The organism is Streptomyces sp. NPDC005551, from assembly GCF_042871785.1.
Taxonomy (GTDB): Bacteria; Actinomycetota; Actinomycetes; order Streptomycetales; family Streptomycetaceae; genus Streptomyces.
This window is the reverse complement of the sequence record NZ_JBIAJE010000009.1, coordinates 154,564-180,532: the sequence shown is the minus strand read 5'-3', so window position 1 is coordinate 180,532 and position 25,969 is coordinate 154,564. Positions and strand designations below refer to the sequence as shown.

Sequence of the window (25,969 nt, the reverse complement as noted above, 5' to 3'; positions counted from 1 at the left end):
TCGTTGCAAGGGCCTGTGGCGCAGTCCGGTAGCGCACCTCGTTCGCATCGAGGGGGCCAGGGGTTCAAATCCCCTCAGGTCCACTGCAATTGAGAACCCCGTCGGATTCGTCCGGCGGGGTTCTCGCGCGTTCCGTGGCCCTACAGCGGCTTGGCGAAGCAGCGGCTCAGGGGCTCGTGGCGGTACAGGCCGAACTTGGCGCAGGGCTCGTAGCCGCTGGAGGTGTAGAGGGCGATGGCCTCCGGCTGCTTGGTGCCGGTCTCCAGGACCATGCGGGTGCGGCCCGCCGCGCGGGCGTCGTCCTCCAGCTCCGACAGGATGCGCCGGGCGAGGCCGAGGCCGCGGGCCTCCGCGACCACGTACATCCGCTTCAGCTCGGCGTCGCCGTCCGAGTAGCCCTCGTCGTTCTCGTCCTGGGTGCGCCAGCCGCCCGTGGCCACCGGCCGGTCCCGCTCGTCGTACGCGACCAGGTACAGGCCGGACGGCGGCTGGAACATCGACGGGTCGAGCGGGGTGACGTCGCCCCCGTCCCCGTAGCGCTCGGCGTATTCGAGCTGCACCTGGTCGTTGAGCTTCACGGCGTCGGGGTGGTCGTACGGGACCGGGCGGATATGCATGCGGAGTATCGTACATTCATGCGTCGGGACGGAGTGACGGATTAAGTATCGTGCCCGGGTGCTGACTGTTACCTCTGTGAACGTGAACGGGCTCCGCGCCGCCGCCAAAAAGGGCTTCGTGGAGTGGCTCGCCGGGACCTCCGCCGACGTCGTGTGCCTCCAGGAGGTGCGGGCCGAGCCGGCGCAGCTCCCCGACGCCGTACGGGCGCCCGAGGGGTGGCACGTCGTGCACGCGCCCGCCGCCGCCAAGGGGCGGGCCGGGGTCTCCCTCTACACGCGGCGTGAGCCCGACCGGGTGCGGACCGGGTTCGGGTCCGCGGAGTTCGACTCCAGCGGCCGCTACGTCGAGGCCGACCTGCCCGGTGTCACCGTGGCCAGCCTCTATCTGCCCTCCGGCGAGGTCGGGACCGAACGGCAGGACGAGAAGATTCGGTTCATGGGGGAGTTCCTCGGCCACCTGGCGGGGCTGCGCGAGCGGGCCGCCGCCGACGGGCGCGAGGTCCTCGTCTGCGGCGACTGGAACATCGCCCACCAGGAGGCCGACCTGAAGAACTGGCGCGGCAACCGCAAGAACTCCGGGTTCCTGCCGGAGGAGCGGGAGTGGCTCGGCCGGGTCCTCGGTGACGGTGCGGGGTACGTCGACGTGGTGCGCGCGCTGCACCCGGACGTGGCGGGGCCCTACACGTGGTGGTCGTACCGGGGGCGGGCCTTCGACAACGACACGGGGTGGCGGATCGATCTCCAGGTCGCGACGCCGGGGCTCGCCGGCAAGGCCGTCAAGGGCTTCGTGGAGCGGGCGGCGACCCACGAGGAGCGCTGGTCGGACCACGCTCCCGTCACCGTGGTCTACGACCTGTAGGCGCGACCGGGGCGCGTCAGGGGCGCGTCAGGGCGCCTCGCCCGGGTGTCGCAGGCGGCGGTCCAGGGCCATGGACAGTTCCGCCTCCACCACGCTCTTCGCCAGGGGGCGCAGTCGCTGGAGGTCCTCCGGCGTGCGGTCCTCGGTCAGGACGAGCTCGGTGAACAGGCGGGCCAGCGCCTCGGTGTGCTCCCGTACGCGGCGGCCGGCGGCCAGCACGTCCGCGAGCGGGACTCCCTCGCGGACCAGGGCCGCGGACACGTCCAGGAGCCGCCGGCTGATGTGCACGATGTCCGTGCCGTCGGTGCCGAGATAGCCGAGGTCCAGGGCGGCGGCGAGGTTCTCCGGGGTGGCCTGGCCGGCGAAGACGTCGGCCAGCTCCTCGGGGGAGAGGCGGACCGGGGTCTCCTCGCTGGGTTCGCCGAGGCCCAGCAGCTCGCCGACGTCCCGGCCGTTGTCGAAGGCCTCCGCCAGCTCGGCGATGCCGTTCAGGGTGTGACCGCGCTCCAGCAGCGCCGAGATCGTGCGCAGCCGGGCCAGGTGGGACTCGTCGTACCAGGCGATGCGGCCCTCGCGGCGCGGTGGCGGGATCAGCTTGCGCTCGCGGTAGAAACGCAGGGTGCGCACGGTGATGCCGGCCCGCTCCGCCAGCTCCTCCATGCGGTACTCGCGCCGGCCCGGTTCGGGTGCGCCGGCCCGCGCCGGTGTCCCGAGGTCCCGTTTCCCTGATCCGTCAGCCACGACGGCACCCTATGTCGTACCCGCGGTAACTTTCCCGGCCCGGACCCCTACCCATGAGTACGAAGCTCCTCTAGTCTCCCCATTGCGCCAGTGTTCACTGGCATGGTCGCGCGGAGCAGGGAGGCGTCGGGATGACCGAGCACGAGCATGTACGGGTGGCGGTGGTCGGCTCCGGGTTCGGAGGTCTCGGAGCCGCCGTGCGGCTGCGCCGTGAGGGCGTGACCGACTTCGTCGTCCTGGAGCGGGCCGGCAGCGTCGGCGGCACCTGGCGGGACAACAGCTACCCCGGGTGCGCGTGCGACGTACCGTCCCACCTCTACTCGTTCTCCTTCGCGCCCAACCCCGAGTGGCCGCGCACCTTCTCCGGCCAGGACCACATCCGCGCCTACCTGGAGCACGTCACCGACCTCTTCGGCCTGCGCCCCCATCTGCGCTTCGACTCCGAGGTGAAGGTGATGCGCTGGGACGCCGAGAAGCTGCACTGGGAGATCGAGACGGCCAGCGGGACCCTCACCGCCGATCTCGTGGTCTCCGCCACCGGGCCGCTGTCCGACCCGAAGATCCCGGACGTGCCCGGCATCGACACCTTCCCCGGCAAAATCTTCCACTCCGCCCGCTGGGACCACGACTACGAGCTGCGCGGCAAGCGCGTCGCCATGATCGGCACGGGCGCCTCGGCCATCCAGATCGTGCCGGCCATCCAGCCCGAGGTGGAGCGGCTGACCCTCTTCCAGCGCACCCCGCCGTGGGTGATGCCGCGGATGGACCGGGCGATCAGCGGGGCAGAGCGCTGGCTGCACCGGCAGCTGCCGTTCACCACGAAGGCCCGGCGCGGACTGCTGTGGGGCATCCGGGAGCTGCAGGTCCAGGCCTTCACCAAGCGGCCCGAGGAACTGGGCCTGGTCGAGCGGCTCGCCAAGCGGAACATCGCCCGCGCCGTCAAGGACCCGGAGCTGCGGGCCAGGCTGACCCCCGACTACCGCATCGGCTGCAAGCGCATCCTGCTCTCCAACACCTACTACCCGGCGCTCACCCGGCCCAACGTGGACGTGGTGGCCTCCGGTCTGGCCCGCATCGAAGGCTCCACCCTGGTGGCCGCCGACGGCACCACCGCCGAGGCGGACGCGATCGTCTTCGGCACCGGGTTCCACGTCACGGACATGCCGATCGCCGAGCGGGTCGTCGGCGCGGACGGCCGCACGCTCGCCGAGACCTGGAAGGGCGGCATGCAGTCGCTGCGCGGCGCCACCGCGGCCGGCTTCCCCAACTGGATGACGATCATCGGCCCCAACACCGGCCTCGGGAACTCGAGCATGATCCTGATGATCGAGTCCCAGCTGAACTACCTGGCCGACTTCGTACGCCAGTTGGACGTCCTCGGCGGCCGGGTGGCGCTCGACGCCCGCCCCGGCGCGGTCGACGCCTGGAACCACCGGGTCCAGGAACGCATGCGGCGCACCGTCTGGAACACCGGCGGCTGCAACAGCTGGTACCTCGACGCGAACGGCCGCAACACCACCATCTGGCCCGGTACGACGACCGAGTTCCGCAGCGCGACGCGGCGCGTCGACCTCGCCGAGTACGAGGTGCTGCGGGCCCCGGCCCCCGGCCTGTCCCCCGCACCCGAGAAGACCGAGGTACAGGCGTGAGCCGTCTGATGCACGTGGCCACTGGGCCCTACGCGCCGCCCGTGCCCGCGCGGGTGCCGACCGTGGACTCCGCCGACGGCGCCCGGCTGCACGTCGAGGTGCACGGACCCGAGGGCGCGCCCGCCGTCGTCCTGGTGCACGGCTGGACCTGCTCGACCGCCTTCTGGGCCGCGCAGATACGCGACCTCGCGGTCGACCACCGGGTCATCGCCTACGACCAGCGCGGCCACGGGCGCAGCCCCGCGAGCCCCGCGTGCAGCGTCGACGGGCTCGCCGACGACCTGGAGGCGGTGATCGCGGCGACGCTCGCACCCGGCGAGAAGGCCGTGTTCGCGGGCCACTCCATGGGCGGGATGACCCTGATGGCGGCCTCGCGGCGCGCCGCCTTCCGGGCACACGCGGCGGCCGCCCTGCTGTGCAGCACGGGCAGTTCGCGGCTGGTCGCGGAGTCGCTGCTGATCCCGATGCGCGCCGGACGGCTGCGGACCCGGCTCACCAAGTCGGTACTCGGCTCGCGGGCACCGCTCGGCCCGGTCTCGCCGCTCGCGAGGCGCATCCTCAAGTACGTGACCATGGGCCCCGGTGCGTCGCCGCAAATGGTCGAGGCGTGCGCGCGGATCGTGCACGCGTGTCCGCGCCGGGTGCGGCACTCCTGGTCGCAGGTGCTCGACCTGCTCGATCTCGACCACGGCGTACGGGAGTTGCGGGTGCCCACCGCGGTCCTGGTCGGCACGGCGGACCGGCTGACGCCCGCCGTGCACGCGCGCGCCCTGGTGGCCGCGCTGCCCGAGTGCGTCGGCGTCACGGAGCTTCCCGGGCTCGGGCACATGACCCCCATCGAGGCCCCGGATCTGGTGACCGCGCGGATCCGGGAGCTGGTCACCACGTACGGGCAGCCCGGGGAACGGGAACAGGTGCCCGGTCACGACGAGTTGAAGGAGGCGGGCGCATGAGCAGGACCAGCCTGGAAGGACAGGTCGCGGTCGTCACGGGAGCCGCGCGGGGCGTCGGGGAACTCCTCGCCCGCAAACTCTCCGCACGCGGCGCGAAGATCGCACTCGTCGGCCTGGAGGCGGACGCGCTCAAGCAGGTCTCGGAGCGGCTGCACAGCGACAGCGACCACTGGTACGCGGACGTCACCGACCACGAGGCCATGGCCCGCGTCGCCGAGGAGGTCAAGCAGCGCTTCGGGAAGGTCGACATCGTCGTCGCCAACGCCGGTGTCGCGACGGGCGGCCCGTTCGTGGACTCCGACCCCGTCGCCTGGCGGCGCGTCATCGAGGTCAACCTGATCGGCTCGGCGGTCACGGCGCGGGCCTTCCTGCCGGTGCTGACGCAGAGCCGCGGCTATCTGCTCCAGATAGCGTCCCTGGCCGCCATCACCCCCGCGCCCATGATGTCCGCGTACTGCGCGTCCAAGTCGGGTGTGGAGGCGTACGCGCACTGCCTGCGCGCCGAGGTCGGCCACAAGGGCGTCCGCGTCGGGGTGGGCTACCTCTCGTGGACCGACACGGACATGGTGCGGGGCGCCGACCAGGACGACGTGATGCGCGAGCTGCGCCAGCGGCTGCCGTGGCCCTCCAACAAGACGTATCCGCTGGGCCCCGCGGTGGACCGGCTCGTCTCCGGTATCGAGCGGCGGTCCAGCCATGTGTACGCGCAGTGGTGGCTGCGGGGCATGCAGGGCATCCGCGGGTATCTCCCGGCCGTCATCGGGACCGTGGGGCAGCGGGAGATGCGGCGCTTCGAACCGCGGCTGACCAGCGTCTCCAAGGGCCTCGTGGGCGCGGGCGGCGCGGCGGACGAGGACGAACGCCGGACCACCTCACGGTGAGTAACTGATCGAAATGCGCGCTGTGTTCCGGCGTGCAACTCTGGTCGTGCCCCGATCCCCTCACCCACTACGGGAGTGAATTCCATGGGCATGAAGGACCAGTTCCAGGACAAGTCCGAGCAGCTGCAGCAGCAGGCGAAGAAGAAGTTCGGCGAGCGGCGCGACGAGGCGAGCGAGCGTTCGCCGCAGGAGCGCGACCGGGCCCCACAGGGTCCCGAGCGTGAGCGCACTCCGCAGGACGCACGGGAGCGCCTCGACGACGACTACGACATCTGACGCTGCGCCCGGCCTTGGCCGGAATCGGGTGCCCTCCGTACAGGGGGCACCCTTTCGGCGCGTGCACCACGGACAGGTGGCGCCCTTTCGGCGTGTGCACCACGGCTTGAACGGGCCGGAGACCGCGACTGGGTGTGAGCCACCGTCGGCTCCTGTCGGCCCCTCCGCCGCGCGGGGGCAACCTCATTCCGTGCCGCGCGGGGGCAATGGGGGCCGTGCGCGGTCCGGGACGTCCGAGAGGTCGGGCGGGGACGCGGCCGGGCGGCCGGCCAGCAGCTCCAGGGCCAGCTGCACAGCGTCGTCCAGCTGGGCGTGCCGGCCCTCGGCCCAGTCCAGCGGCGTCCGCGGGATCTCCAGGTCCGGACGGACACCGTGGTTCTCGACCGACCAGCCGTAGGCGTCGAACCAGGCGGCGTTCATCGGGACCGTGATGACCGTGCCGTCGCCGAGACGGTGCCGGCCGGTCATGCCGACGACTCCGCCCCAGGTGCGCTCGCCGACGACCGGACCCAGCTTCAGCAGCTTGAAGGCCGCCGTGATCATGTCGCCGTCCGAGGAGGTGGCCTCGTCCGCGAGGGCCACCACGGGCCCCCGCGGCGCGTTCGACGCGTACGAGACCGGCCGGGCGTCGCGGGTGAGGTCCCAGCCGAGGATCCTGCGGGTCAGCGTCTCGACGACCAGTTCACTGATGTGGCCGCCCGCGTTGCCGCGCACGTCGACGATGAGCGCGGGGCGCGACACCTCCATGCGCAGGTCGCGGTTGAACTGGGCCCAGCCCGAGCCGCCCATGTCCGGGATGTGCAGATAGCCGCAGCGGCCGCCGCCGGCCTCCCGCACCACCTCGCGCCGTTTGGCCACCCAGTCCTGGTAGCGCAGCGGCCGTTCGTCGGTGAGCGGGACCACCGCCACCCGGCGCGGACGCCCGCCGCCCTCCGCCGGGGTGAACGTCAGCTCCACCGTCGTCCCGCCCGCTCCCGCCAGCAGCGGATACGGGCCCGCCACCGGGTCCACCGGGCGGCCGTCCACATGGGTGAGCACCGCGCCCTCCCGGATGCCCGAACCGGCCAGCGGCGAGCGGGCCTTGGAGTCGGAGGAGTCGCCGGGCAGGATCCGCTTGAGGATCCACCGGCCCTCCCGGCGGACGAAGTTGGCGCCCAGCAGGCCCTGCCTGCGCTGGTAGTGCGCCGGGCCCTCGTTGCGGCGGGCGGCGGTGACGTAGGCGTGCGAGGTGGCCAGCTCGCCGAGCACCTCGCGCAGCAGGTCGGCGAACTCGTCGGGGGAGGCGACCCGTTCGACCAGGGGCCGGTACTGCGCGAGGACCGCGTCCCAGTCGATGCCGCACATGCCGGGGTCCCAGAAGTAGGCGCGGATGATGCGGCCCGCCTCCGCGTACGCCTGGCGCCATTCGGCGGGCGGGTCCACCTCGTGCAGGATCCGGCGCAGGTCGATCCAGACCGTGGAGTCGGCGTCGCCGGACTCGGTGGCCGGGACGGCCCGCAGGTCGTCCTCGTCGGCGACGACGAGACGGGTGCCGTCGCCGCTGACCGCGAAGAAGTCCAGGTGGCCGACGAGTTCGGACTTCTTCGCCTTGGCGATGCTGAAGTGCTCCAGGGTGGGCCGCCCGGTGGTGTCGTCCGGGTTGGCGAAGGTCTCGCCGAGCGCCCCGGAGATCGGCCAGCGCAGCCAGACCAGGCCGCCGCCCGCGACCGGGTGCAGCGCCGAGTACTTGGAGGCGGTGACCGGGAAGGGGGTGACCCGGCTCTCCAGCCCCTCGATCTCCACGGTCACCGTGCCGCCGTCGTCGGGACCGTCCCCGACCGGGTCGAGACCGCCGGCGACCGGGCGTCCGTCCGGGTTCAGGGCGAAGGGGGAGGGGGTCGCGGAGGAGAGGGGCACGAGGTAGGGGCGGCAGCCCAGCGGGAAGGACAGGTCGCCGGTGTGCACGTCGTAGACCGGGTCGAAGCCGCGCCAGGACAGGAACGCCAGATAGCGGCCGTCCCGGGTGAACACCGGGTTCTCGTCCTCGAAGCGGCCGTTGGTCACGTCGACGACCAGGCCGTCCTTGATCCGCGCCAGCTTGATCTGCCGCAGCGACCGGCCGATGCCCGGGTGCGACCAGGTCAGCCAGCACCCGTCCGGCGAGAACGCCAGGTCCCGCACGGGTCCGTTGTCGGACCTGACCAGTTCGACGACCCCGCTCGCCCCGGTCGCGGCGGTGTCCCCGGCCTCCTCGGGCTCCTCCGTCGCGTCGATCAGCAGCACCCGCCCGTCGTGCGAGGCGACGGCGAGGCGTTCGCCCCGCGGGTCCGACACCAGTTCCAGTACGCGGCCCAGGTCGCCGGTGGCGGGTCGGCGCGGTGCCCGGTCGCCGGTGGCGCGCGGCAGGTGGGCGATCTCGACGGCGTCCTCGCCGTCCGCGTCGGTGACGTAGGCGACCTGGCCGCCGGAGCCGAGCATCTCGGGGAGCCGGACGCGTACCCCCGGGGTGTCCGCGATGGTGCGCGCGGGCCCGTCGCGGTGGGTGAGCCAGTACAGGCTGCCGCGTACGACGACGGCGCCGGCGCGGCCCGTCTCGTCCACGGAGATGCCGTCGACGTGCTGGGCCGCGGGCACCTGGTACCTGCGCCGGCCCGCGCGCGGCCCGCCGAGGCGGACGTCGAGCCGGCGCGGCACCGAGCCGGCGCCGAGGTCGTCGACGAGCCACAGGTCGCCCGCGCACTGGTAGACGACCCGGGTGCCGTCGCTCGCCGCGTGCCGGGCGTAGAACGCGTCGTGGTCGGTGTGCCGGCGCAGGCCGGAGCCGTCGTACGCGCAGGAGTAGAGGTTGCCGATGCCCTCGTGGTCGGAGAGGAAGGCGATGCGTCCGCCGACGAACATCGGGGAGTGCAGGTGCCCCCCGAGGCCGGCGAGGATCCGCTGCCCGTGCAGCCACAGCCGCCCGGTCGCGCCGCCCCGGTAGCGCTTCCACGCGGCCGGTTCGTGCGGCGGGGTGCCGGTGAGCAGCAGGGTCCTGCGCTCGCCGTCGAGGTCGGCGACCTGGATGTCGGAGACCGGGCCCCAGGGCAGCCGCCCGCCCGGGTCGCCGTCGGTGGGGACGCTGTAGGCCCAGGTGAAGTACGAGAAGGGCTGGCCGTGCGAGGCGACGGCGAGGACGTGGCAGTTGCCGTCCTTGTCGGGCGGCGCCCAGCCGCAGACCCGGGTGTCCGCGCTGCCCCAGTAGGTGAGCCGTCGGCCGGGGCCGCCGCCGACCGGTGCCAGATGGATCTCGGGGACGAGACTGCGCCAGCTCGTGTACGCAATGTGGCGGCCGTCGGGGGAGAAGCGCGGGTGGCCGACCTTGGTGCGGTCGACGGTGAGCCGCCAGGCGCGTGCGGACCCTTCGAGGGGGGCCACCCACAGGTCGTCCTCGGCGGCGAAGCACAGCAGGTCACCGCTGAGGTGCGGGAATCGCAGGTAGCCGGGGGCGGTCTCGTCGGCGGTCGCCTTCTCGTACGCGTCGCTCACCTCCCCATGTTTTGCCGCCTCCGGGGCACCGGCAAGTCGGGTGCGCGTCCGATACGGTGACCCATGGCACGTACGAAACGGTTTCGTTTCGCTGCGTCCCGGGGTATCTTCGAAGGCGTACGAAACCGGTGTCGTCCGCAGCGGATCTCCGCCGGCGCAGCAGGAGAAGGTGAGCGGGATGGCCGAAGCCGCAACGGCGCGTCGCAGCCGGATCACGCCCGAGCGCGAGGCCGAGCTGTACGCGGCCGTGCTCGATCTGCTCCGGGAGGTCGGTTACGACGCCCTGACGATGGACGCCGTCGCCGCCCGCACCCGGTCCAGCAAGGCCACCCTCTACCGTCAGTGGGGCGGCAAGGCCGAGCTGGTCGTGAAGGCGATACGGCATCAGAAGCCGCCGCTCGCGCCCGCCGGCCTGGACACCGGCTCCCTGCGCGGTGACTTCCACGCGCTCGCCGCCCGGCAGGACGACTGCCGGATGGAGCAGGACTCCGCACTCATGCGGGGCCTGGCCATGGCGGCGCACGGGAACCCGGAACTCCTCAAGGCGTTCCGCGAGTATCTCGTCGAACCCGAGATGGAGGACATGCGCAGGGTGCTGCGGCGTGCCGTCGACCGCGGGGAGGTCCGTCCGGACAACCCCGCGATGGACTACGTGATGCACATGCTGATCGGCGCCTTCGCGGCGCGCACCATGATCGACGAGCTGCCGCCCACGCAGGCCTTCATCACCTCGTACATCGACGCCGTGGTCCTCCCCGCCCTCGGCGCCTGACCCCTCGACCCCCACTCGAGTCCCCGCTGTTCCCCGGCACCTGTTACACCTGTCCCACCCGTCCCACCTGACGCGAACCGCTCACGTCGTCGGGCTGATCCGCCCCGCCGTTCCCCGTGCCCCCACCGGGCGAGCGCACCAGCCCTCTGTCGTCCACGACCTGACCGGGAGTACGCCTTCGTGGCCACGTTCCTCTACAAACTCGGCCGTCTCGCCTTCCGGCGACGGCACTTCGTCGCCCTGATATGGGTGGCCCTGCTCACGCTCGCCGGTGTCGGCGCCGCCTCGGCGCCCACGGCGGGCTCCAGTTCCTTCTCCATCCCGGGCACGGAGGCGCAGAAGGCCTTCGACCTGCTGGAGGATCGTTTCCCCGGAATGAGTGCCGACGGGGCGACCGCACGCGTCGTCTTCAAGGCACCCGACGGCGAGAAGATGGCGGACCCGGCGAACAAGGCCGCCGTCAAGGAGGCCGTCCGGGAACTCGGCGACGGCTCCGAGGTCACCTCCGTCACCGACCCGTTCAAGGCCAAGGCCGTCAGCAAGGACGGCACCGTCGCGTACACGCAGGTGTCGTACGAGGTCTCCGGCATGGAACTGAAGGACGCCTCCAAGGACGCCCTGAAGGACGCCGCGAAGGACGCGCGGGCATCCGGGCTCACCGTCGAGGTCGGCGGTGACGCACTCCAGGCCGTGCCCGAGACCGGCTCCACCGAGATCATCGGCATCGCGATCGCCGCGGTCGTACTGGTGATCACCTTCGGGTCGCTGATCGCGGCCGGGCTGCCGCTGCTCACCGCGCTCATCGGCGTCGGCATCGGCGTCTCCACCATCGCCGCGCTCGCCAAGGCCCTCGACCTCGGCTCCACCACCTCCACGCTCGCGATGATGATCGGCCTCGCCGTCGGCATCGACTACGCCCTCTTCATCGTCTCCCGCTACCGCGCCGAACTCGCCGAGGGCCGGGAACGCGAGGAGGCCGCCGGGCGGGCCGTCGGCACCGCGGGCTCGGCCGTCGTCTTCGCCGGCCTCACCGTCGTCATCGCCCTCGTGGGCCTCGCCGTCGTCAACATCCCGATGCTCACCAAGATGGGCGTCGCCGCGGCCGGCACGGTCGCCGTCGCCGTCCTCATCGCCCTCACCATGATCCCGGCGCTGCTCGGCTACGCGGGCCGCAGGGTGCAGCCCGCCGGACAGAAGAGCAGGCTGCTGGGCGGCGGCCGGCAGAAGGCCCGGGACGCCGCGGTCGGCGAGCGGCCCAACATGGGCACCCGCTGGGCACGCTTCGTCGTACGCCGCCCCCTCACCGTCCTGCTCCTCGGCGTCGTCGGCCTCGGTGCCGCCGCCGTCCCCGCGGCCTCGCTGGAACTGGGCCTGCCGGACGACGGCTCGCAGCCGACGTCCACCACGCAGCGCCGCGCCTACGACCTGCTGTCCGAGGGCTTCGGCCCCGGCTTCAACGGCCCGCTGATGGTCGTGGTCGACGCCAGGTCGAGCGACGACCCCAAGGGCGCCGTCAGCACGGTGTCCGGCACCGTGAAGAAGCTCGACGACGTCGTCTCCGTCACCCCGGCGACCTTCAACAAGGCCGGCGACACGGCCATGATCAGCGTCATCCCGGACTCCAAGCCGTCCTCCGTGCGCACCGAGGACCTGGTCCACGAGATCCGCGACGCGGGCGGTTCCATCAAGGCCGACTCCGGCGCGACCGTCCTGGTCACCGGCTCCACGGCCATGAACATCGACTTCTCGCAGAAGCTCAACGACGCGCTGGTCCCGTACCTGGCCCTGGTGGTCGGCCTGGCCTTCCTGCTGCTGATCGTGGTGTTCCGCTCGATCCTGGTCCCGCTGAAGGCGGCCCTCGGCTTCCTGCTCTCGGTGATGGCCGCGCTCGGCGCCGTCGTCGCGGTCTTCCAGTGGGGCTGGCTGGCCGGTCTGATCGGCGTCGAGGAGACCGGCCCGATCATGTCGATGATGCCGATCTTCATGGTCGGCGTGGTCTTCGGCCTCGCGATGGACTACGAGGTCTTCCTCGTGACCCGGATGCGTGAGGCGTACGTCCACGGGGAGCGGCCCGGCCAGGCGATCGTGACCGGGTTCCGGCACGGCGCCCGGGTGGTCACCGCCGCGGCCGTCATCATGATCGCCGTCTTCTCCGGCTTCATCGGCTCCAGCGAGGCGATGATCAAGATGATCGGCTTCGGCCTCGCCATCGCGGTCTTCTTCGACGCGTTCGTGGTCCGCATGGCGATCGTCCCGGCCGTGCTCGCCCTGCTCGGCAAGCGGGCCTGGTGGCTGCCGGCGTGGCTGGACCGGGCGCTCCCGAACGTCGACGTCGAGGGCGAGGGGCTGCGCGCCCACGACGCCGGCCGCCCGAAGGACGGCGACGAGGACAGGGAGCTGGTACGGGTCTGAGCCGACCCGCCGCTCCGCCGACCGGCCGCCGGTGAGGCCCCTCACGGGGTGCCCTCACCGGCGGCCGTCGTCGTTGCCGGGGAGCACGTCCGCTCCGGCGAGAGGGATTTCCGCCCAGACGGTCTTGCGCGGGGGCGGGCCCGCCGTGACACCCCAGCGGTCGGCGAGCGCGTCCACCAGGAGCAGGCCGCGGCCCGACTCGGCGTCCGCGGGGACCTCTCGGGGGAGCACGGGGAGACGGTCACCGCGCGTGTCCGTCACCTCGATACGGAGCGTGCCGCCCACCACGAGGAGGGTCAGCCGGAAGTCACGGCCCGGGACCCGGCCGTGGCGCACGGCGTTGGCCGCCAGCTCCGCGACGATGTGACCCGCCGCCTCCAACGGCACCCCCCAGATCCGCAGTTGCTCCACCGCGAGCAGCCGGGCCAGGCGGGCGCCACGGGGTGTGGGGGACAGCAGCACGCTGAAGGTGCGGAAATGGCGGGCAAGTTGCGGCCGGGGCCCGCTGGTCTCTTGATTCACGTCACTCAGCGTGGCGGACGCTGGCTACGCTGAGCGGTGATCGCACCCGTACGTACGGTGACTGTCCGGCCGCTGTCCCGGTCTGTCCCGGCTGTCCCGCGGATGTACGGGTACGGCTGCGCGTGGAAGGCGGTGGTCATGAGCGGCGAGGGTGTGGACGAACCCGGGTGGGATGTGGGTCCGGAGGACGAGATCGCCCCGGTGGTGGAGGCGGCGGGGCGCCAGATCAGACTCTGGCGCGAGGCGGCGGGCCTGCGGGCGGCCGAGTTGGGAGAGGCCGTCGGATACGGCGAGGACCTGGTCCGCAAAGTGGAACGCGGGGCGCGCATTCCCCGCCCGGAGTTCCTGGACCGCGCCGACGAGGTCCTGAACGCGGGCGGCCGCATCAGGGCGTTCCGCGAGGACATGGAGAAGGCGCGGTACCCGAAGAAGGTACGGGAACTGAAGATGCTGGAGGAGCGGGCGGTCGAGCTGCTGCTCTACGGCACCCACAACATCCATGGGCTGTTGCAGACGCCGGAGTACTCCGGTGCGCTGTTCGGGACCCGCCGACCGGCTGCTGAAGACGGTCGGCACCCTGCGGGCGTCCGGCCGGCCGGACCGTGGCGCCCGACCCTCTCGCCCGACGAGCTGGAACGGGCGGTGGCCGCGCGCATGGCGCGGCAGTCCATCTACGGCCGAGCACCCGCGCCTGAGATCAGTTTCGTACAGGAGGAGGTGACGCTGCGCCGTCCGGTCGGAGGGACAGCGGTGCTACGTCGACAGCTGGAACACATGCTGGAGATCGCCCGGTTGCCGCACGTCGAACTCCAGGTGATGCCGACCTGCCGCGCTGATCATCCCGGGCCTGCCGGGCGGATCCAGGTGCTGAAGTTCGGGGACGGTACCGCAGTGGGGCGCACCGACGACGAGTTCGGTGGGCGGCCCGTCTCGGAACCTCGCCAGCTTCGGATCCTCGAACTGCGGTATGGCATCATCCGGGCCCAGGCTCTCTCGCCGAGGGAGTCGCTGGCCTTCATCGAGCAACTGCTGGGAGAGACATGACCCGCAAACCCCTGGCAGGGGATGCCTCTGGCCTCGCGTGGGTCAAGAGCAGCTACAGCGACAGCAGCAACCCCAGCGACTGCGTCGAGATAGCCGCGACCCCGGGGACGATCCACATCCGCGACTCGAAGAACCCCCCGGGACCCCGTCTCACGGTGGACCCGGGGGCCTGGGCGGAGTTCGTCGGATACGTGGTCGGCAAATGAGTTGGGTGACCGGACCCGGGTAAGGATCACCGTGACGTGTTGATGCGTGCACCGAGGAATTGCGGTTCCTGGTTCTGGGATTTCGACGGGATCGCCGCACCCGGTCTGGAGTCGGCGCTGGCGACGGCCGCGAGCATGAGTGAAGTGTTGGGCCGCCTGGAGTTACTCACCCCGGCCAGCCTCGAATACCGGTGGTACGTCATGGACGTCGGTGCCATCGGCGTCACGAGCACTCTGGAACTCCCGACGCGCCTGAGTGATCCGACCCTTGCGGAGCGGCTGCGCGGAAGTCGCCCGGTCGCCTTTCCCGAAGCAGAGATCGACATCGTCCATGTCGTCGGCTCGGGCATCTGGATCGATGCCGCAGGGAAGAGGCGCGAGGAACCCGGGCTGATCGAACTGTCCGTCTCTCCCGCTCCCACGGGTCTCTCGGCCGAGCTGACCGTCCATCACGACATCTGGGCCTGGTACGACTTCTCCGGCCGTCCGCATCCCGACGTCCATCGACGCAACGCACCGCGCCTCGCGACCGCCCTGAAGGAACTCACCGCGGTATCGGGTGTGTCTCCGGAACTGGGGGACCCGACTTATTTCGGCGTGGCCACGGCCAACGGCCTCGCCACTCCGGACGCCTACGAAGACGGTCTGGGCCCGGACCTGACCGGCAGGCTCTGAGCGGTGCCCAAGCCGATGAGTGAGCATCGATCGGACATCGGAGCCATGGGCGCTCTTCGCCCTGAGGACGGGGAACCTCGTGACACACGACGTCATCGCTCTCACGCCAAGCATTGCCGGATCTGCGCATGTCGCTAACCGGGTCCGTCGGCGGGGGTGCGGACTGAGCGGCGGTTCGAGCGCGCGTGTCGGACGGGCGGCGGGGCGATCCGACGTCAGTGCGCCACCGGCGTGGCCGTCGCCGCATACGTGCGGCGGAGGAAGCGCGTGAGGGTCTTCGTGTCGAACTGGACCACCGCCGTGCCCCACGCGGAATGGAACTCCATGATCGCCTGGACCCGGCCGCAGGGCCAGATCTCCACGTCGCCGCTGCGGACCGGCGTGCGCAGGCCGCGTTCCAGCAGGTCGCGGGAGAACTGCCACTCATGGGGGCCGGGGAGGCCGATCCGGACGACACGGGGGTCGGTATCGGGGTCGTAGCGCAGGACGACCGGGACGGCGTTCTCGCCCTCCTGGGACTCCGTGACGATGTGGACTCGCGCGTACTGTTCGACGACGGACATCGGACGGCTCCTCACGCTGCGTGACCCGAGCAGGAAACGGCACACCCGCGTCGTGGATCCGCTTCCCCTCCAATGTCGCATATTTCCCGGAAACCGGCCTGGGAGCGGTTCCCTGCCGCACCGGACTATTCATGACGCACTCGCTCTTGCAAGCGGTTCGCAACAAGGCGCTATCCTCGAACGGTGCATGTGCCAGACGGATTCATCAACGCCCCGGTCTCCGCGGTCACCGGCGTCATCGCCGCCGGTGCCATCGCCGTGAGTCTCAAGGGGGCCCGCCGCGAGCTGGACGAGAAGACGGCACCGCTCGCCGGTCTCGTCGCCGCGTTCATCTTCGCCGTACAGATGCTGAACTTCCCGGTCGCCGCCGGAACCAGCGGACATCTGCTCGGCGGCGCACTGGCGGCGATACTCGTCGGCCCCTTCACCGGGGTCCTCTGTGTCTCCGTCGTGCTGCTCATGCAGGGCATCCTCTTCGCGGACGGCGGCCTGACCGCGCTCGGCGTGAACATCACCGACATGGCGATCGTCACCACGGTGGTGGCGTACGCCGTCTTTCGGGGGCTGGTGAAGGTGCTCCCGCGCAAGCGGCGCTCCATCACCGTCTCCGCCTTCGTCGCCGCGCTGCTGTCCGTCCCCGGCGCCGCCGTCGCCTTCACCTTCATCTACGCACTCGGCGGCACCACCGACGTCTCGATCACCAAGGTCGCCACCGCCATGGTCGGCGTCCACCTCCTCATCGGCGTCGGTGAGGCGGCGATCACCGCGCTGACCGTCGGCGCCGTGATCGCCGTACGGCCCGACCTCGTGTACGGGGCGCGCGGCCTCCAGCAGCGCCTCAAGCTGCGCGTGAACGGCGAGCTGGTCGACGCCCCCGGCACCGCCCCCGTCCCGGTGGCCGCCCGGACCTCCCGGCGCGCGGTGTGGGCCGCCGGTCTGGCCGCCTCCGTCGTGCTCGCCGGGTTCGTCAGCTTCTACGCCTCCGCCAGCCCCGACGGCCTGGAGAAGATCGCCCACGACCAGGGCATCGACAAGAAGGCCGAGGAGCACGCCGCGTCCGACTCTCCGCTGGCCGACTACGGGGTCAAGGACGTCTCCGACGCCCGCGTCTCGGGCGGCCTCGCGGGCGTGATCGGCGTCGGTGTCACCGTCGTCGCGGGCACCGGTGTCTTCTGGGCGGTCCGCAGGCGCCGTACGGACGACACCTCGCCCGTCTCACTCCCCGAAGGGGTCTGAGGTGGGTGCGGGGCATGCCCACAGGCTGTACCGGCACGGGCACTCGGCCGTGCACGCCCTGCCGCCGCACACCAAGCTCGCCGCGGCCTTCGGCTTCGTGGTCGTCGTGGTCTCGACCCCGCGCGAGGCGATGTGGGCGTTCGCGCTCTACGCCGTGCTCCTCGCGGGCGTCGCGTACCAGGCCCGCGTCCCCGCGCCGTTCCTGCTGAAGCGGCTGCTGATCGAGGTCCCGTTCGTCGCCTTCGCCGTGCTCATGCCGTTCGTGGCGGAGGGCGAACGCGTGGACGTGCTCGGCCTGTCCCTGAGCGTCAACGGCCTCTGGGGCGCCTGGAACGTGCTCGCCAAGGGAACCCTGGGCGTCGCCGCCTCCGTACTCCTCGCCTCCACCACCGAGCTGCGCGAGCTGCTCCTCGGACTCCAGCGCCTGAAGCTGCCGCCGCTGCTCGTGCAGATCGCGTCCTTCATGATCCGCTACGGCGACGTCATCACCGACGAGATGCGACGGATGCGCATCGCCCGCGAGTCACGCGGTTTCGAGGCCCGCGGTGTCCGGCAGTGGGGCGTCCTCGCCAAGTCGGCGGGCGCGCTCTTCATCCGCTCCTACGAGCGCGGGGAGCGCGTCCACCTCGCCATGGTCAGCCGGGGGTACGCCGGATCGATGCCGGTGATCGACGAGGTGACCGCGTCCCGGGCGCAGTGGACGTACGCCCTCACCCTCCCGCTCGCCGCCCTCGTCGTCTGTCTGCTGGGATGGACCCTGTGACCCTGTCTGGATGGACCCCGTGACCCCCTCCGCCGTGCCGCCCTCCCTGGACGTGGCCGGGCTGGCCTTCGCCTACCCCGACGGCCACCAGGCCCTCTTCGGCGTCGACTTCACCATCGGGCGCGGTGAGCGCGTGGCGCTGCTCGGGCCGAACGGCGCCGGCAAGACCACCCTCGTGCTGCACCTGAACGGCATCCTGTCCGGCGGCGCCGGGACCGTCACGGTCGCCGGACTCCCGGTCGGCAGGAAGCACATGGCGGAGATCCGGCGCAAGGTCGGCATCGTCTTCCAGGATCCCGACGACCAGCTGTTCATGCCGACCGTGCGCGAGGACGTGGCCTTCGGACCCGCCGCGGCCGGGCTCAAGGGGGACGCCCTCGAGGCGCGGGTACGGACGGCCCTGGAACGGGTCGGCATGGAGTCCTTCGCCGACCGCCCGCCGCACCACCTCTCCTTCGGCCAGCGCCGCCGGGTGGCCGTGGCGACGGTCCTCGCGATGGAGCCGGAGATCCTCGTCCTGGACGAGCCCTCGTCCAACCTGGACCCGGCCTCCCGGCGCGAACTCGCCGACATCCTGCGGTCGTTGGACGTGACCGTGTTCATGGTCACGCACGACCTGCCCTACGCCCTGGAGCTGTGCCCCCGGGCCCTGATCCTCAGCGACGGTGTCATCGCGGCCGACGGGAAGACCGGCGAACTGCTCTCCGACGACGAACTGATGCGTGGCCACCGGCTGGAGCTTCCCTTCGGCTTCGACCCCCGCTCCGTGACAATGGGCGCGTGACGAACGACGAGACGGGCCTCCCGGACGCTCCGCACACCCCGGACGCGCCGGACGTCCCGTGCGCCCCGGACACGCGGACGGGGTCGCTGCTGCTCGACGAGCAGCTGTGCTTCGCGCTGTACGCGGCCCAGCGCGCGGTGACCGCCGCGTACCGCCCGCTCCTGGAGGCTCTCGGCCTCACCTATCCGCAGTACCTCGTCATGCTGGTCCTCTGGGAGCGCGGCGAGACGACGGTGAAGGAACTCGCGGGCGCCCTGCGGCTCGACTACGGCACGGTGTCACCGCTCCTCAAGCGCCTGGAGACGGCCGGGCTGCTGCGCCGTGAGCGCTCGGCCCGCGACGAGCGGACCGTGCTCGTCGCGCCGACCGGGCGGGGCGAGGAGCTGCGCGAGCGCGCGGAGAGCGTGCCGCAGGCGCTGCTGGCCGCGACCGGGGTGAACGGGGACGAGGTGGCCCGGCTGCGGGAGGAGCTGTGGCGGCTCGCCGAGCGGGCGGAGGGCGCGGGGGAGCGCGGGCGCTGAGGCGGCCCGGAGTTCCGGCCCGTGGTTCCGGCTCGTGGTTCCGCCGGGGGCTGCGGTCGGGGGACCGGAGCCGGGACTGCGCCGGGAGCCCGCAAGGACTCCGGCCGGCACTGAGCCAGGAGCTCGCCGGGACTCCGGTCGTGACCCGCGCCCGGGTTACCGGCGGTCGCCACCCCCGGGTCCTGGGGGCTCCGCCCCGATGGATACCTTGTGCACAATGTACTTGCGCACACCTGTTTCCCTGGAGGGCCGGCCATGACGGACGGGGCCGCTGTCGACACACGTCCGACGAAGATCATGTACGTCGCCGAGGCCACGGCGCACGGCGGCCGGGACGGCTGGGTGACCAGCCAGGACGGCCGGCTGGAGCTGCGGGTGGCGATGCCGCCCGCGCTCGGCGGGGACGGCGCCGGCACCAACCCGGAGCAGCTGTTCGCGGCCGGGTTCAGCGCCTGCTTCCACAACGCGCTCGTGCTCGTCGGCCGGCGCGCGGGATACGACCTGTCCGGCTCCACGGTCGCCGCGAAGGTCGGCATCGGCCCCAACGCGCACCAGGGTTACGGCCTCGCCGTCGCCCTGAGCGTCTCCCTGCCCGTCGTCGACCGGGAACTCGCCGCGCGTCTCGTGGACGAGGCCCACCAGGTCTGCCCGTACTCCAACGCCACCCGGGGCAACATCGAGGTCACGATCCTGCTCGGATAGCGCGGGCACGGGAATCGCGGGCACAGGAATCGGGGACAGGCAACAGCTGTTGCATCGACGGGTGTTCCGGTGTCTGCTCGGTGAACGGACGGGAGTGGCGGGCGTGGACGTGAACGGCACGGTGGCCGACGGTTTCGAGCCGGTCAGGGAGGCGTTCGTACGCAACTTCGACGTGCTCGGCGAGCGGGGCGCCGCGGTGGCCGTGTACCGCCACGGGCGCAAGGTCGTCGACCTGTGGGGCGGCACGCGGGACGTGGACGGCACCGAGCCCTGGGAGCAGGGCACCGCGCACGTCGTGCACTCCGCGACGAAGGGCGTCGCCGCCGCCGTACTCCTGCTGCTGCACCAGCGCGGGCAGCTGGACCTCGACGCTCCGGTCGGCGCGTACTGGCCCGGGTTCAAGGCCAGGGGCAAGGAGGCGGTGCTCGTCCGGCACGTGCTGTCGCACCGGGCGGGCGTGCCGGTGGTCGACCGCCCGCTGACGCCCGCGGAGGCCGCGGATCCGGGCCGTACGGCCGCGGCGGTCGCCGCGCAGGCCCCCGCGTGGGAGCCCGGGACGGACCACGGCTATCACGCCCACACCTACGGCTGGCTGGTCGCCGAGCTGGTGCGCAGGATCACCGGGCGGGGCGTCGGCGAGTGGATCGCCGACGAGATCGCCGGACCGCTCGGCGCCGACCTGTGGGTCGGGCTGCCGGACGCGCAGCGGCACCGCGTCGGGCGCTCGGGGAAGGTGACACCCCCGCAGACGGCGAGCACTCCGCGGCTGCGCCCGAAGCGGTCCGTCACCGAGGCGTACGCCGACCCGTCCTCCCTGACCAGCCGCACCTTCGCGGCGATCAGCCCGCCCCCCGACGACAACGACCCGGCGTACCGGGCGGCCGCGCTGCCCGCGTCCAACGGGATCGCCACGGCGGAGGCGCTGGCCCGCTTCTACGCCTCCCTCATCGGTGAAGTGGACGGCCGGGCGCGGCTGTTCACGCCGGAAACCGTCGAACTGGCCCGCGCGCAGGAGTCCGCGGGGCCGGACCGCGTGCTGGTGGTCAACACCCGTTTCGGGCTCGGCTGCATGCTGCACGGGACGGCGTCCCCGCTGCTCGGCGCCGGTTCCTTCGGCCATCCCGGCCGGGGCGGCCCCCTCGGCTTCACCGACCCCGAGTCCGGCATCGCCTTCGGCTATGTCACGAACGGCTTCCGCAAGACGGTGACGGCGGATCCGCGGGCACAGGCGCTGGTACGGGGGGTGCGGGCGGCGATCTCCGGCTGACGCCGGAAAGCTGTTTCCCCTCCGGGGAGGTGTCTCCTCAACTCGCGTGCAGCATCAGGCCGATGCCCGCCACCAGCAGGCCCGCCGCCGCCACGCGGGGCGCTCCGAAACGCTCCTTGAAGAAGATCGCGCCGATGGCCGCGCCGACGATGACCGAGGACTCCCGCAGCGCCGCGATCGGCGCCAGGGCCGCCCGGGTCTGGGCCCACAGGACCAGTCCGTACGCCGAGACGGACAGCGCGGCGCCGAACAGGCCGACGGCCGCGCAGGGGCGCAGCAACGCGACCGTCCCGCCCCGCCAGCGGTACACCGCGTACGCCGGTATCGCCCAGCCCTCCACGGCCATCAGCCAGGCGGTGTAGCCGAGGGAGGAGCCGGAGGCGCGGACCCCGAGCCCGTCGACGACGCTGTACGCGGCGATCGACAGGCCGGTGGCCAGCGCGGCCCCGATGGCCGCCCAGTCGGGCCGCCGCCCGTGCAGACCCCACAGGGCGACGCCCATCAGCCCCGCGCAGGACAGGGCGATGCCCGCCGTCGCCCACCGGTCCGGGACCTCGTGGGCGAAGACGGCCGCCAGCACGGTCACTACGAGCGGGGCGGACCCACGGGCGATCGGGTACGCCTGACCGAAGTCACCGAGCCGGAACGAGCGCATCAGCAGCACGTAGTACACGACGTGGATGGCGGCCGAGGCGATCAGGAACGGCCAGGCACCGGCGGCCGGGAACGGGACGAACGGGGTCGCGGCCAGGCCGAGGAGCGTCCCGCCGCCAGCGATCAGGGTGAAGCCGACCAGCTTGTCCGTGATGCGGTGGGCGAGCGCGTTCCAGCCGGCGTGCGTCACGGCGGCGAGCAGGACGGCCGCGGCGACGAGCGGCGTCACAGAGCCCGCTCACCCACGCCCGCCGCGGGGGCGTCACCGCCCGCACTCCGTTCGGGCACGTCCCGTTCGGGCCCGTCCTGGTCACGCGCGTCCTGCGCCTGGGTGTCCTGCTCCCGCACGTCCACCAGCCTGGCGCCCGCGTGGGCGACGAGGTCCTCGGGGGACATCGGGAAGACGGCGTACGGCGTGCCGGCCGCGGCCCACACCGTGTCGTGGCCGAGAAGGGAACGGTCCGCCAGCACCCGGGTCTTCGTACGGTGGCCGAAGGGCGGGACCCCGCCGATCGCGTACCCCGTCGTCTCCCGCACCGCGTCCGCCCGCGCCCGGGTGACCTTCCGCGCGCCCAGTTCCCGCCGCACGAGCTCCAGGTCCACCCGCGACGCGCCGTCCATCAGCACCAGGACCGGGACCCCGTCCGCCGCGAAGATCAGCGACTTGCAGATCTGGCTCAGCTCGCAGCCGATCGCGGCGGCGGCCTCGGCCGCGGTGCGGGTCGCTTCGGGGAACCTGCGGACCCGCGGCAGCAGGTCCCCGAGGCCCGTCCCCCGCAGGGCCTCGGCGAATCGGGGGTGGGCGGCGTGCTCCTCGGCGGCAGTCATGGACGGCACCGTAGTGGCCGGTGTACGGGACACGCGACCCGTTTCCGGGGAGCGGACGTCAGTCGGCGCGGCCGGCTTTCGGGAGCGGACGCCAGCCGGCGCGACCCGCCTCCGGGGACGCGGACGTCAGCTTCCGGCGCGCAGCAGGGCCGCCACGACCGGTCCCGCGGAGTCGCCGCCGTGACCGCCCGCCTGCACCACGCCGGCGGCCGCCAGGTCGCCCTTCCAGGCCGTGAACCAGCCGTTGGGCTTCTTCTGGCCGTCGACCTCGGCGGAGCCGGTCTTGGCGCCGAAGTCGGGTCCGAGCCCGGACATGGCCTCGGCGGCGGTGCCGGCGGCGGCCGTGTAGCGCAGCAGCTCGCGCAGCTGGGCCCGGGTGCCGGGGGACAGTGAGCGGGAGGCCTTCGCCAGGGTGCGGCCGTCCACCGAGGGGGACACCAGGTACGGCTGGTGGAAGGTGCCCGTCCTGGCGGTGGCGACCACGGAAGCCATGTTGAGCGGGTTCATGCGCACCCCGCCCTGGCCGATCAGCGAGGCCGCCAGGGAGGCGGCGCTCTGCACCGGCACCGAGCCGTCGAAGGACGGTACGCCGATGGACCAGTTGTCCATGCCGAGCCCGAAGACCTGCTGGGCCTGCCGGGCCAGGTCGTCGGCGTCCAGCTTCTTCGCCTGCGAGATGAAGGCGGTGTTGCAGGACCGCGCGAAGCTCGCCTTGAACGTGCCGTTCTTGATCTGGAACTTGTCGTCGTTCTGGAACTTCCAGCCGCCGTACGTCACGTACTTGGGGCACGGGTGCCGCTTCTCGGCCGACGCCAGGCCCTTGTCGATCAGCAGCGACGACGTGATGATCTTCATCGTGGAGCCGGGGGCCAGCGAGCCCTGGAAGGCCGTGTTGAAGCCGTGGCCCGAGTTCGCGACGGCCAGGATCTCACCCGTAGAGGGGCGCACCACCACCGCCGACGCCCGGGACCTCTTCGCCACCTGCTGCTCGGCGACGGCCTGGAGGGCCGGGTTCAGCGTCGTGCGCACCGTCCCCGGCGTGCCCTCGCTCAGCGCCACCAGCGTCTTGTCGGGGTCCTTGTCGGCGCCCTTCTTCGCCGCCTTGCGAACCACCCTCAGCTCGACGCCCGCCCGGCCGCCGGCCTTCTTGCCGTACTTCTCGCGCAGTCCGTCCAGCACCGAGCCGAGCGACGGGTACTTCGCGGCGGTCAGCTCGCCGCCGTCCGCGTCGAGCGCCCTGACCGGGGGCGTGCCGGACTCGCCGGTGACCAGCCGGTCGCCGTCCCGCAGATCCGGGTGCACGACATAGGGCCGCCAGCGGACGAGCGGGACACCGTCCTCGGCCCGCCGGACGACGGTCAGCTTGGAGTCGTACGCGAGCGGTTTGCTCTTCCCCTTGTGGGTCACGGTGGCCCGGACGGAGAACGGGACGGTGGTGCCCGTCCGCCTGCCGGGCGTCAGCGTCACGCCGGTGATGCGGGCGTCCTCGCGGTAGCCGGTGAGGGCGGCCTTCGCGGCGGCGGTGTCGTCGGTGACGGCGGCGGCCTTCGCGGGCCGGCCCTGCTGCCAGGCGGTGAGGAACCGTGTGGCGGCCGTGCGCACTTCGGCCGCCGACAGGGGACCCGTCTTCACGGGTTTCGGGTCGGCGGTCGTGGACCCGCCGTCCCCGTCCGGGCCGAAGAGGCTGTAGGCGCCGAACCCCCCGCCCGCGACGACCACGGCGATCAGCCCGCCGATCACGGCGGGCCTCGTCCTGCCGCGCTCGGCGGCGCGCCCTCTCTTGCCCACAGCTGCAGTTCCTTTGCTGGTTCCCCTGGCCCCGGTGCCACGCGTGCCCGGCGAAGGGCACCACCCCGGGTTCCCGGTGCGGCCGGGGTGACGTCAGCCGCTCGTTCTTAGCACATCCGCGACGATCGGACCGGCCGCGTCCCCTCCGTGGCCGCCGCCCTCGGTCATCGCGGCGGCCGCCATGTCGCCCCGGAAGCCGGTGAACCAGCTGTTGGCCTTCGACTGGCCGTCGACCTCGGCGGAACCGGTCTTGGCCCCGATGTCCCCGCCGAGGTTCGCCATCGCGCGGGCGCCCGTGCCCTGGGTCGCGGTGAGCCGCATCATCTGCTTCAGCTGCGCCGCGGTCCCGCTCCGCAGCCCGCGGGCGGTGGCGATCGGGCGGTCGTCGAGCTTCGGCGACACCAGGTAGGGCTGGCGGAAGGTGCCGGTGACGGCGGTCGCGGTGACCGACGCCATGCCCAGCGGGCTCATCTGGACGTCGCCCTGGCCGATCGCGTTGGCCGCGCGGTCCGGGCCGCCGGACGCGGGGATCCTGCCGTCGAAGGAGGTGATCCCCGTCTTCCAGTTGTCCCGGCCGAGCCCGAACCGTTCCTCGGCCTCGGCGGTCAGCGACGCGTCGGTGAGCGGTTTCTCGTCGACGAGCTTCACGAAGGCGGTGTTGCACGACCGCATGAAGCTGTTGGCGAGCGTGGCCTTCTCGTTGGGCGCCATGCCCGTGAGGTTGTGGAAGGTCTGGCTCTGCCAGACCGCGGTGTCCGTGCACGGCGCCGGGCCGTTCATCGAGGTCACGCCGTTGTCGATGAGCATCGCCGCGGTGACGATCTTCATGGTGGAGCCGGGGGCGAGCCGGCCCTCGAACGCCGCGTTGAAGGCGTCCTTGCGGTGGTTCGCGACCGCCAGCACCTCACCCGTGCTGGGCTTCACCGCGACGACGGACGACTCGGGGTACCGCTGGACGGCCCGCTCGGCCGCCGCCTGCGCGCTCGCGCTGAGCGTGGTGCGCAGCCGGCCCGCCCTGCCCTTGGCGAGGGTCACCAGCGTCCGGGCTCCCGCGTCGCCGTCCGCGTGGCGGACCGACAGCTCGATGCCGGGCGTACCTCCCGCCTTGTCGCCGTACCTGCCGCGCAGGGCGTCCAGGATCGGGCCGAGGGACGGGTACCGGGCCTTGGTCAGGACGACGTTGTTCCGGTCCACGGCCTGGATCGGCGGGCTGGCCGCCTCTCCCGTCACCAGCGTGTCGCCCTCCACCAGGCCGGGATGGACGACGGACGGCTTCCAGCCGACGAGTGCCCTGCCGGTCGTCACCCCGCGCACGACGGTCAGCTCCGAGTCGTACGACAGGGGCTTGCTCCTGCCCCGGTACGACACCGTCGCCCGGACCGAGTACGGGACGGTGGTCCCGGACGGCGTGCCCGGCGTGATCCGCACCTTGGTGAGGTGGGCGTCGTCGCGGTAGGCGGCCAGCAGCGGCTCGGCGCCGCCTGCGTCGTTCGTGTACCGCGCCGCCTCGGACGCGTCGCCCTTCTCCCAGGCGGCGAAGAACTTCCGCGTGGTCTCCTCGACCTCGTCCCCGCTCGGCTTCCCGGTCTGCACGGGCGCGGGCCCGCCCACACCGCCGTCCCCGCTGACGGCGGTCACCACGTTGTAGGCGCCGTACCCGGCGCCCCCCACCATCACCGCGAACACACCGCCGACGACGGCAGCCTTGACCCCCTTGCGCATGGCGCGCTCCTCCCCGTAAGCGGTTGCACT

At 72.4% G+C, this 25,969-nt stretch carries 25 protein-coding genes and 1 tRNA gene; 17 read left to right on the top strand and 9 right to left on the bottom strand.

Translation table 11 applies throughout. From position 1 onward, the window contains the following. Positions 1-9 precede the first annotated feature (9 nt). Positions 10-83 (top strand) — tRNA-Ala (locus ACFYP4_RS25970). 57 nt (positions 84-140) lie between these two features. Here ACFYP4_RS25970 and ACFYP4_RS25965 read toward each other — a convergent pair. Beyond that, on the bottom strand, positions 141-617 hold the full coding sequence (locus ACFYP4_RS25965) for a GNAT family N-acetyltransferase (protein ID WP_358850040.1): 477 nt from the start codon (positions 615-617) through the stop codon (positions 141-143). A gap of 58 nt (positions 618-675) precedes the next feature. On the opposite strand from ACFYP4_RS25965, the gene ACFYP4_RS25960 reads away from it, so the two are divergent. Then, positions 676-1,476, top strand: coding sequence for an exodeoxyribonuclease III (locus ACFYP4_RS25960; RefSeq protein ID WP_358850041.1), 801 nt, complete (start codon positions 676-678; stop codon positions 1,474-1,476). Between the two features lie 27 nt (positions 1,477-1,503). On the opposite strand, the gene ACFYP4_RS25955 is transcribed toward ACFYP4_RS25960, so the two are convergent. After that, on the bottom strand, positions 1,504-2,136 hold the full coding sequence (locus tag ACFYP4_RS25955; protein WP_388788796.1) for a MerR family transcriptional regulator: 633 nt from the start codon (positions 2,134-2,136) through the stop codon (positions 1,504-1,506). A gap of 212 nt (positions 2,137-2,348) precedes the next feature. On the opposite strand from ACFYP4_RS25955, the gene ACFYP4_RS25950 reads away from it, so the two are divergent. The 4 genes from ACFYP4_RS25950 to ACFYP4_RS25935 all read left to right on the top strand — a co-directional run bounded on the left by ACFYP4_RS25950 (position 2,349) and on the right by ACFYP4_RS25935 (position 5,976). Continuing rightward, complete coding sequence (locus ACFYP4_RS25950) at positions 2,349-3,866, top strand: flavin-containing monooxygenase (protein WP_388788449.1); 1,518 nt, start codon at positions 2,349-2,351, stop codon at positions 3,864-3,866. Next, complete coding sequence (locus ACFYP4_RS25945) at positions 3,863-4,819, top strand: alpha/beta hydrolase (protein ID WP_358850043.1); 957 nt, start codon at positions 3,863-3,865, stop codon at positions 4,817-4,819. Before ACFYP4_RS25950 ends, ACFYP4_RS25945 begins: the two co-directional genes overlap by 4 nt. Beyond that, positions 4,816-5,700 carry an SDR family oxidoreductase gene (locus tag ACFYP4_RS25940; protein WP_358850044.1) on the top strand — a complete coding sequence of 295 codons (885 nt, stop codon included), beginning with the start codon at positions 4,816-4,818 and terminating at the stop codon, positions 5,698-5,700. The genes ACFYP4_RS25945 and ACFYP4_RS25940 overlap by 4 nt, the downstream gene beginning before the upstream one ends. An 84-nt stretch (positions 5,701-5,784) precedes the next feature. Continuing rightward, on the top strand, positions 5,785-5,976 hold the full coding sequence (locus tag ACFYP4_RS25935; protein ID WP_358850045.1) for a hypothetical protein: 192 nt from the start codon (positions 5,785-5,787) through the stop codon (positions 5,974-5,976). Between the two features lie 183 nt (positions 5,977-6,159). Here the strand turns inward: ACFYP4_RS25935 and ACFYP4_RS25930 are convergent, their stop codons facing one another. After that, positions 6,160-9,480, bottom strand: a complete 3,321-nt coding sequence (locus tag ACFYP4_RS25930) for a S41 family peptidase (protein WP_388788444.1) — start codon at positions 9,478-9,480, stop codon at positions 6,160-6,162. Positions 9,481-9,658: 178 nt separating this feature from the next. Here ACFYP4_RS25930 and ACFYP4_RS25925 point away from each other — a divergent pair, with 178 nt between their 5' ends. Both ACFYP4_RS25925 and ACFYP4_RS25920 read left to right on the top strand, forming a co-directional pair. Next, on the top strand, positions 9,659-10,252 hold the full coding sequence (locus tag ACFYP4_RS25925; protein ID WP_358850047.1) for a TetR/AcrR family transcriptional regulator: 594 nt from the start codon (positions 9,659-9,661) through the stop codon (positions 10,250-10,252). Positions 10,253-10,432: 180 nt separating this feature from the next. Further along, a complete protein-coding gene (locus tag ACFYP4_RS25920) occupies positions 10,433-12,664 on the top strand; it encodes an MMPL family transporter (protein WP_358850048.1) in 2,232 nt (743 codons plus the stop codon). Between the two features lie 54 nt (positions 12,665-12,718). On the opposite strand, the gene ACFYP4_RS25915 is transcribed toward ACFYP4_RS25920, so the two are convergent. Continuing rightward, positions 12,719-13,186, bottom strand: a complete 468-nt coding sequence (locus ACFYP4_RS25915) for an ATP-binding protein (RefSeq protein ID WP_358850049.1) — start codon at positions 13,184-13,186, stop codon at positions 12,719-12,721. A gap of 138 nt (positions 13,187-13,324) precedes the next feature. On the opposite strand from ACFYP4_RS25915, the gene ACFYP4_RS25910 reads away from it, so the two are divergent. The 3 genes from ACFYP4_RS25910 to ACFYP4_RS25900 are packed head-to-tail and all read left to right on the top strand — an operon-like array spanning position 13,325 to position 15,111. Next, positions 13,325-14,230, top strand: coding sequence for a helix-turn-helix domain-containing protein (locus tag ACFYP4_RS25910; protein ID WP_388788439.1), 906 nt, complete (start codon positions 13,325-13,327; stop codon positions 14,228-14,230). Continuing rightward, positions 14,227-14,436 carry a DUF397 domain-containing protein gene (locus tag ACFYP4_RS25905; protein ID WP_358850051.1) on the top strand — a complete coding sequence of 70 codons (210 nt, stop codon included), beginning with the start codon at positions 14,227-14,229 and terminating at the stop codon, positions 14,434-14,436. The genes ACFYP4_RS25910 and ACFYP4_RS25905 overlap by 4 nt, the downstream gene beginning before the upstream one ends. 42 nt (positions 14,437-14,478) lie before the next feature. Next, positions 14,479-15,111 (top strand): hypothetical protein, encoded by a 633-nt coding sequence (locus tag ACFYP4_RS25900; protein WP_388788793.1) that lies wholly within the window; start codon positions 14,479-14,481, stop codon positions 15,109-15,111. 215 nt (positions 15,112-15,326) lie between these two features. Here the strand turns inward: ACFYP4_RS25900 and ACFYP4_RS25895 are convergent, their stop codons facing one another. Then, a complete protein-coding gene (locus ACFYP4_RS25895; RefSeq protein ID WP_358850052.1) occupies positions 15,327-15,674 on the bottom strand; it encodes an SsgA family sporulation/cell division regulator in 348 nt (115 codons plus the stop codon). Between the two features lie 183 nt (positions 15,675-15,857). Between ACFYP4_RS25895 and ACFYP4_RS25890 the strand changes: the two genes are divergently transcribed. The 6 genes from ACFYP4_RS25890 (at position 15,858) to ACFYP4_RS25865 (ending at position 20,947) form a co-directional block, all read left to right on the top strand. After that, entirely contained in the window at positions 15,858-16,910 is a 1,053-nt protein-coding gene (locus ACFYP4_RS25890; RefSeq protein ID WP_388788435.1) for an energy-coupling factor ABC transporter permease, read from the top strand. A 1-nt stretch (position 16,911) separates the two neighbouring features. Next, the gene (cbiQ, locus tag ACFYP4_RS25885) at positions 16,912-17,673 is read left to right on the top strand and encodes a cobalt ECF transporter T component CbiQ (protein WP_358850054.1); all 762 of its coding nucleotides are present in this window, start codon (positions 16,912-16,914) and stop codon (positions 17,671-17,673) included. A 10-nt stretch (positions 17,674-17,683) separates the two neighbouring features. Then, positions 17,684-18,457 carry an ABC transporter ATP-binding protein gene (locus ACFYP4_RS25880; protein ID WP_358850055.1) on the top strand — a complete coding sequence of 258 codons (774 nt, stop codon included), beginning with the start codon at positions 17,684-17,686 and terminating at the stop codon, positions 18,455-18,457. Positions 18,458-18,543: 86 nt separating this feature from the next. Continuing rightward, positions 18,544-18,978, top strand: coding sequence for a MarR family transcriptional regulator (locus tag ACFYP4_RS25875; RefSeq protein WP_358850128.1), 435 nt, complete (start codon positions 18,544-18,546; stop codon positions 18,976-18,978). A gap of 255 nt (positions 18,979-19,233) precedes the next feature. Further along, on the top strand, positions 19,234-19,680 hold the full coding sequence (locus ACFYP4_RS25870; RefSeq protein WP_358850056.1) for an organic hydroperoxide resistance protein: 447 nt from the start codon (positions 19,234-19,236) through the stop codon (positions 19,678-19,680). Between the two features lie 103 nt (positions 19,681-19,783). After that, complete coding sequence (locus tag ACFYP4_RS25865) at positions 19,784-20,947, top strand: serine hydrolase domain-containing protein (RefSeq protein ID WP_388788430.1); 1,164 nt, start codon at positions 19,784-19,786, stop codon at positions 20,945-20,947. A gap of 37 nt (positions 20,948-20,984) precedes the next feature. Here the strand turns inward: ACFYP4_RS25865 and ACFYP4_RS25860 are convergent, their stop codons facing one another. The 4 genes from ACFYP4_RS25860 to ACFYP4_RS25845 form a co-directional block, all read right to left on the bottom strand. Beyond that, positions 20,985-21,830, bottom strand: coding sequence for an EamA family transporter (locus ACFYP4_RS25860; RefSeq protein ID WP_358850058.1), 846 nt, complete (start codon positions 21,828-21,830; stop codon positions 20,985-20,987). Continuing rightward, positions 21,827-22,429: a YbaK/EbsC family protein gene (locus ACFYP4_RS25855; RefSeq protein ID WP_388788427.1), complete on the bottom strand. Its 603-nt coding sequence runs from the start codon at positions 22,427-22,429 to the stop codon at positions 21,827-21,829. The genes ACFYP4_RS25860 and ACFYP4_RS25855 overlap by 4 nt, the downstream gene beginning before the upstream one ends. A 126-nt stretch (positions 22,430-22,555) precedes the next feature. Next, on the bottom strand, positions 22,556-24,217 hold the full coding sequence (locus tag ACFYP4_RS25850; protein WP_388788424.1) for a penicillin-binding transpeptidase domain-containing protein: 1,662 nt from the start codon (positions 24,215-24,217) through the stop codon (positions 22,556-22,558). Between the two features lie 93 nt (positions 24,218-24,310). After that, positions 24,311-25,939, bottom strand: coding sequence for a penicillin-binding transpeptidase domain-containing protein (locus ACFYP4_RS25845; protein WP_388788421.1), 1,629 nt, complete (start codon positions 25,937-25,939; stop codon positions 24,311-24,313). Positions 25,940-25,969: the final 30 nt, after the last annotated feature.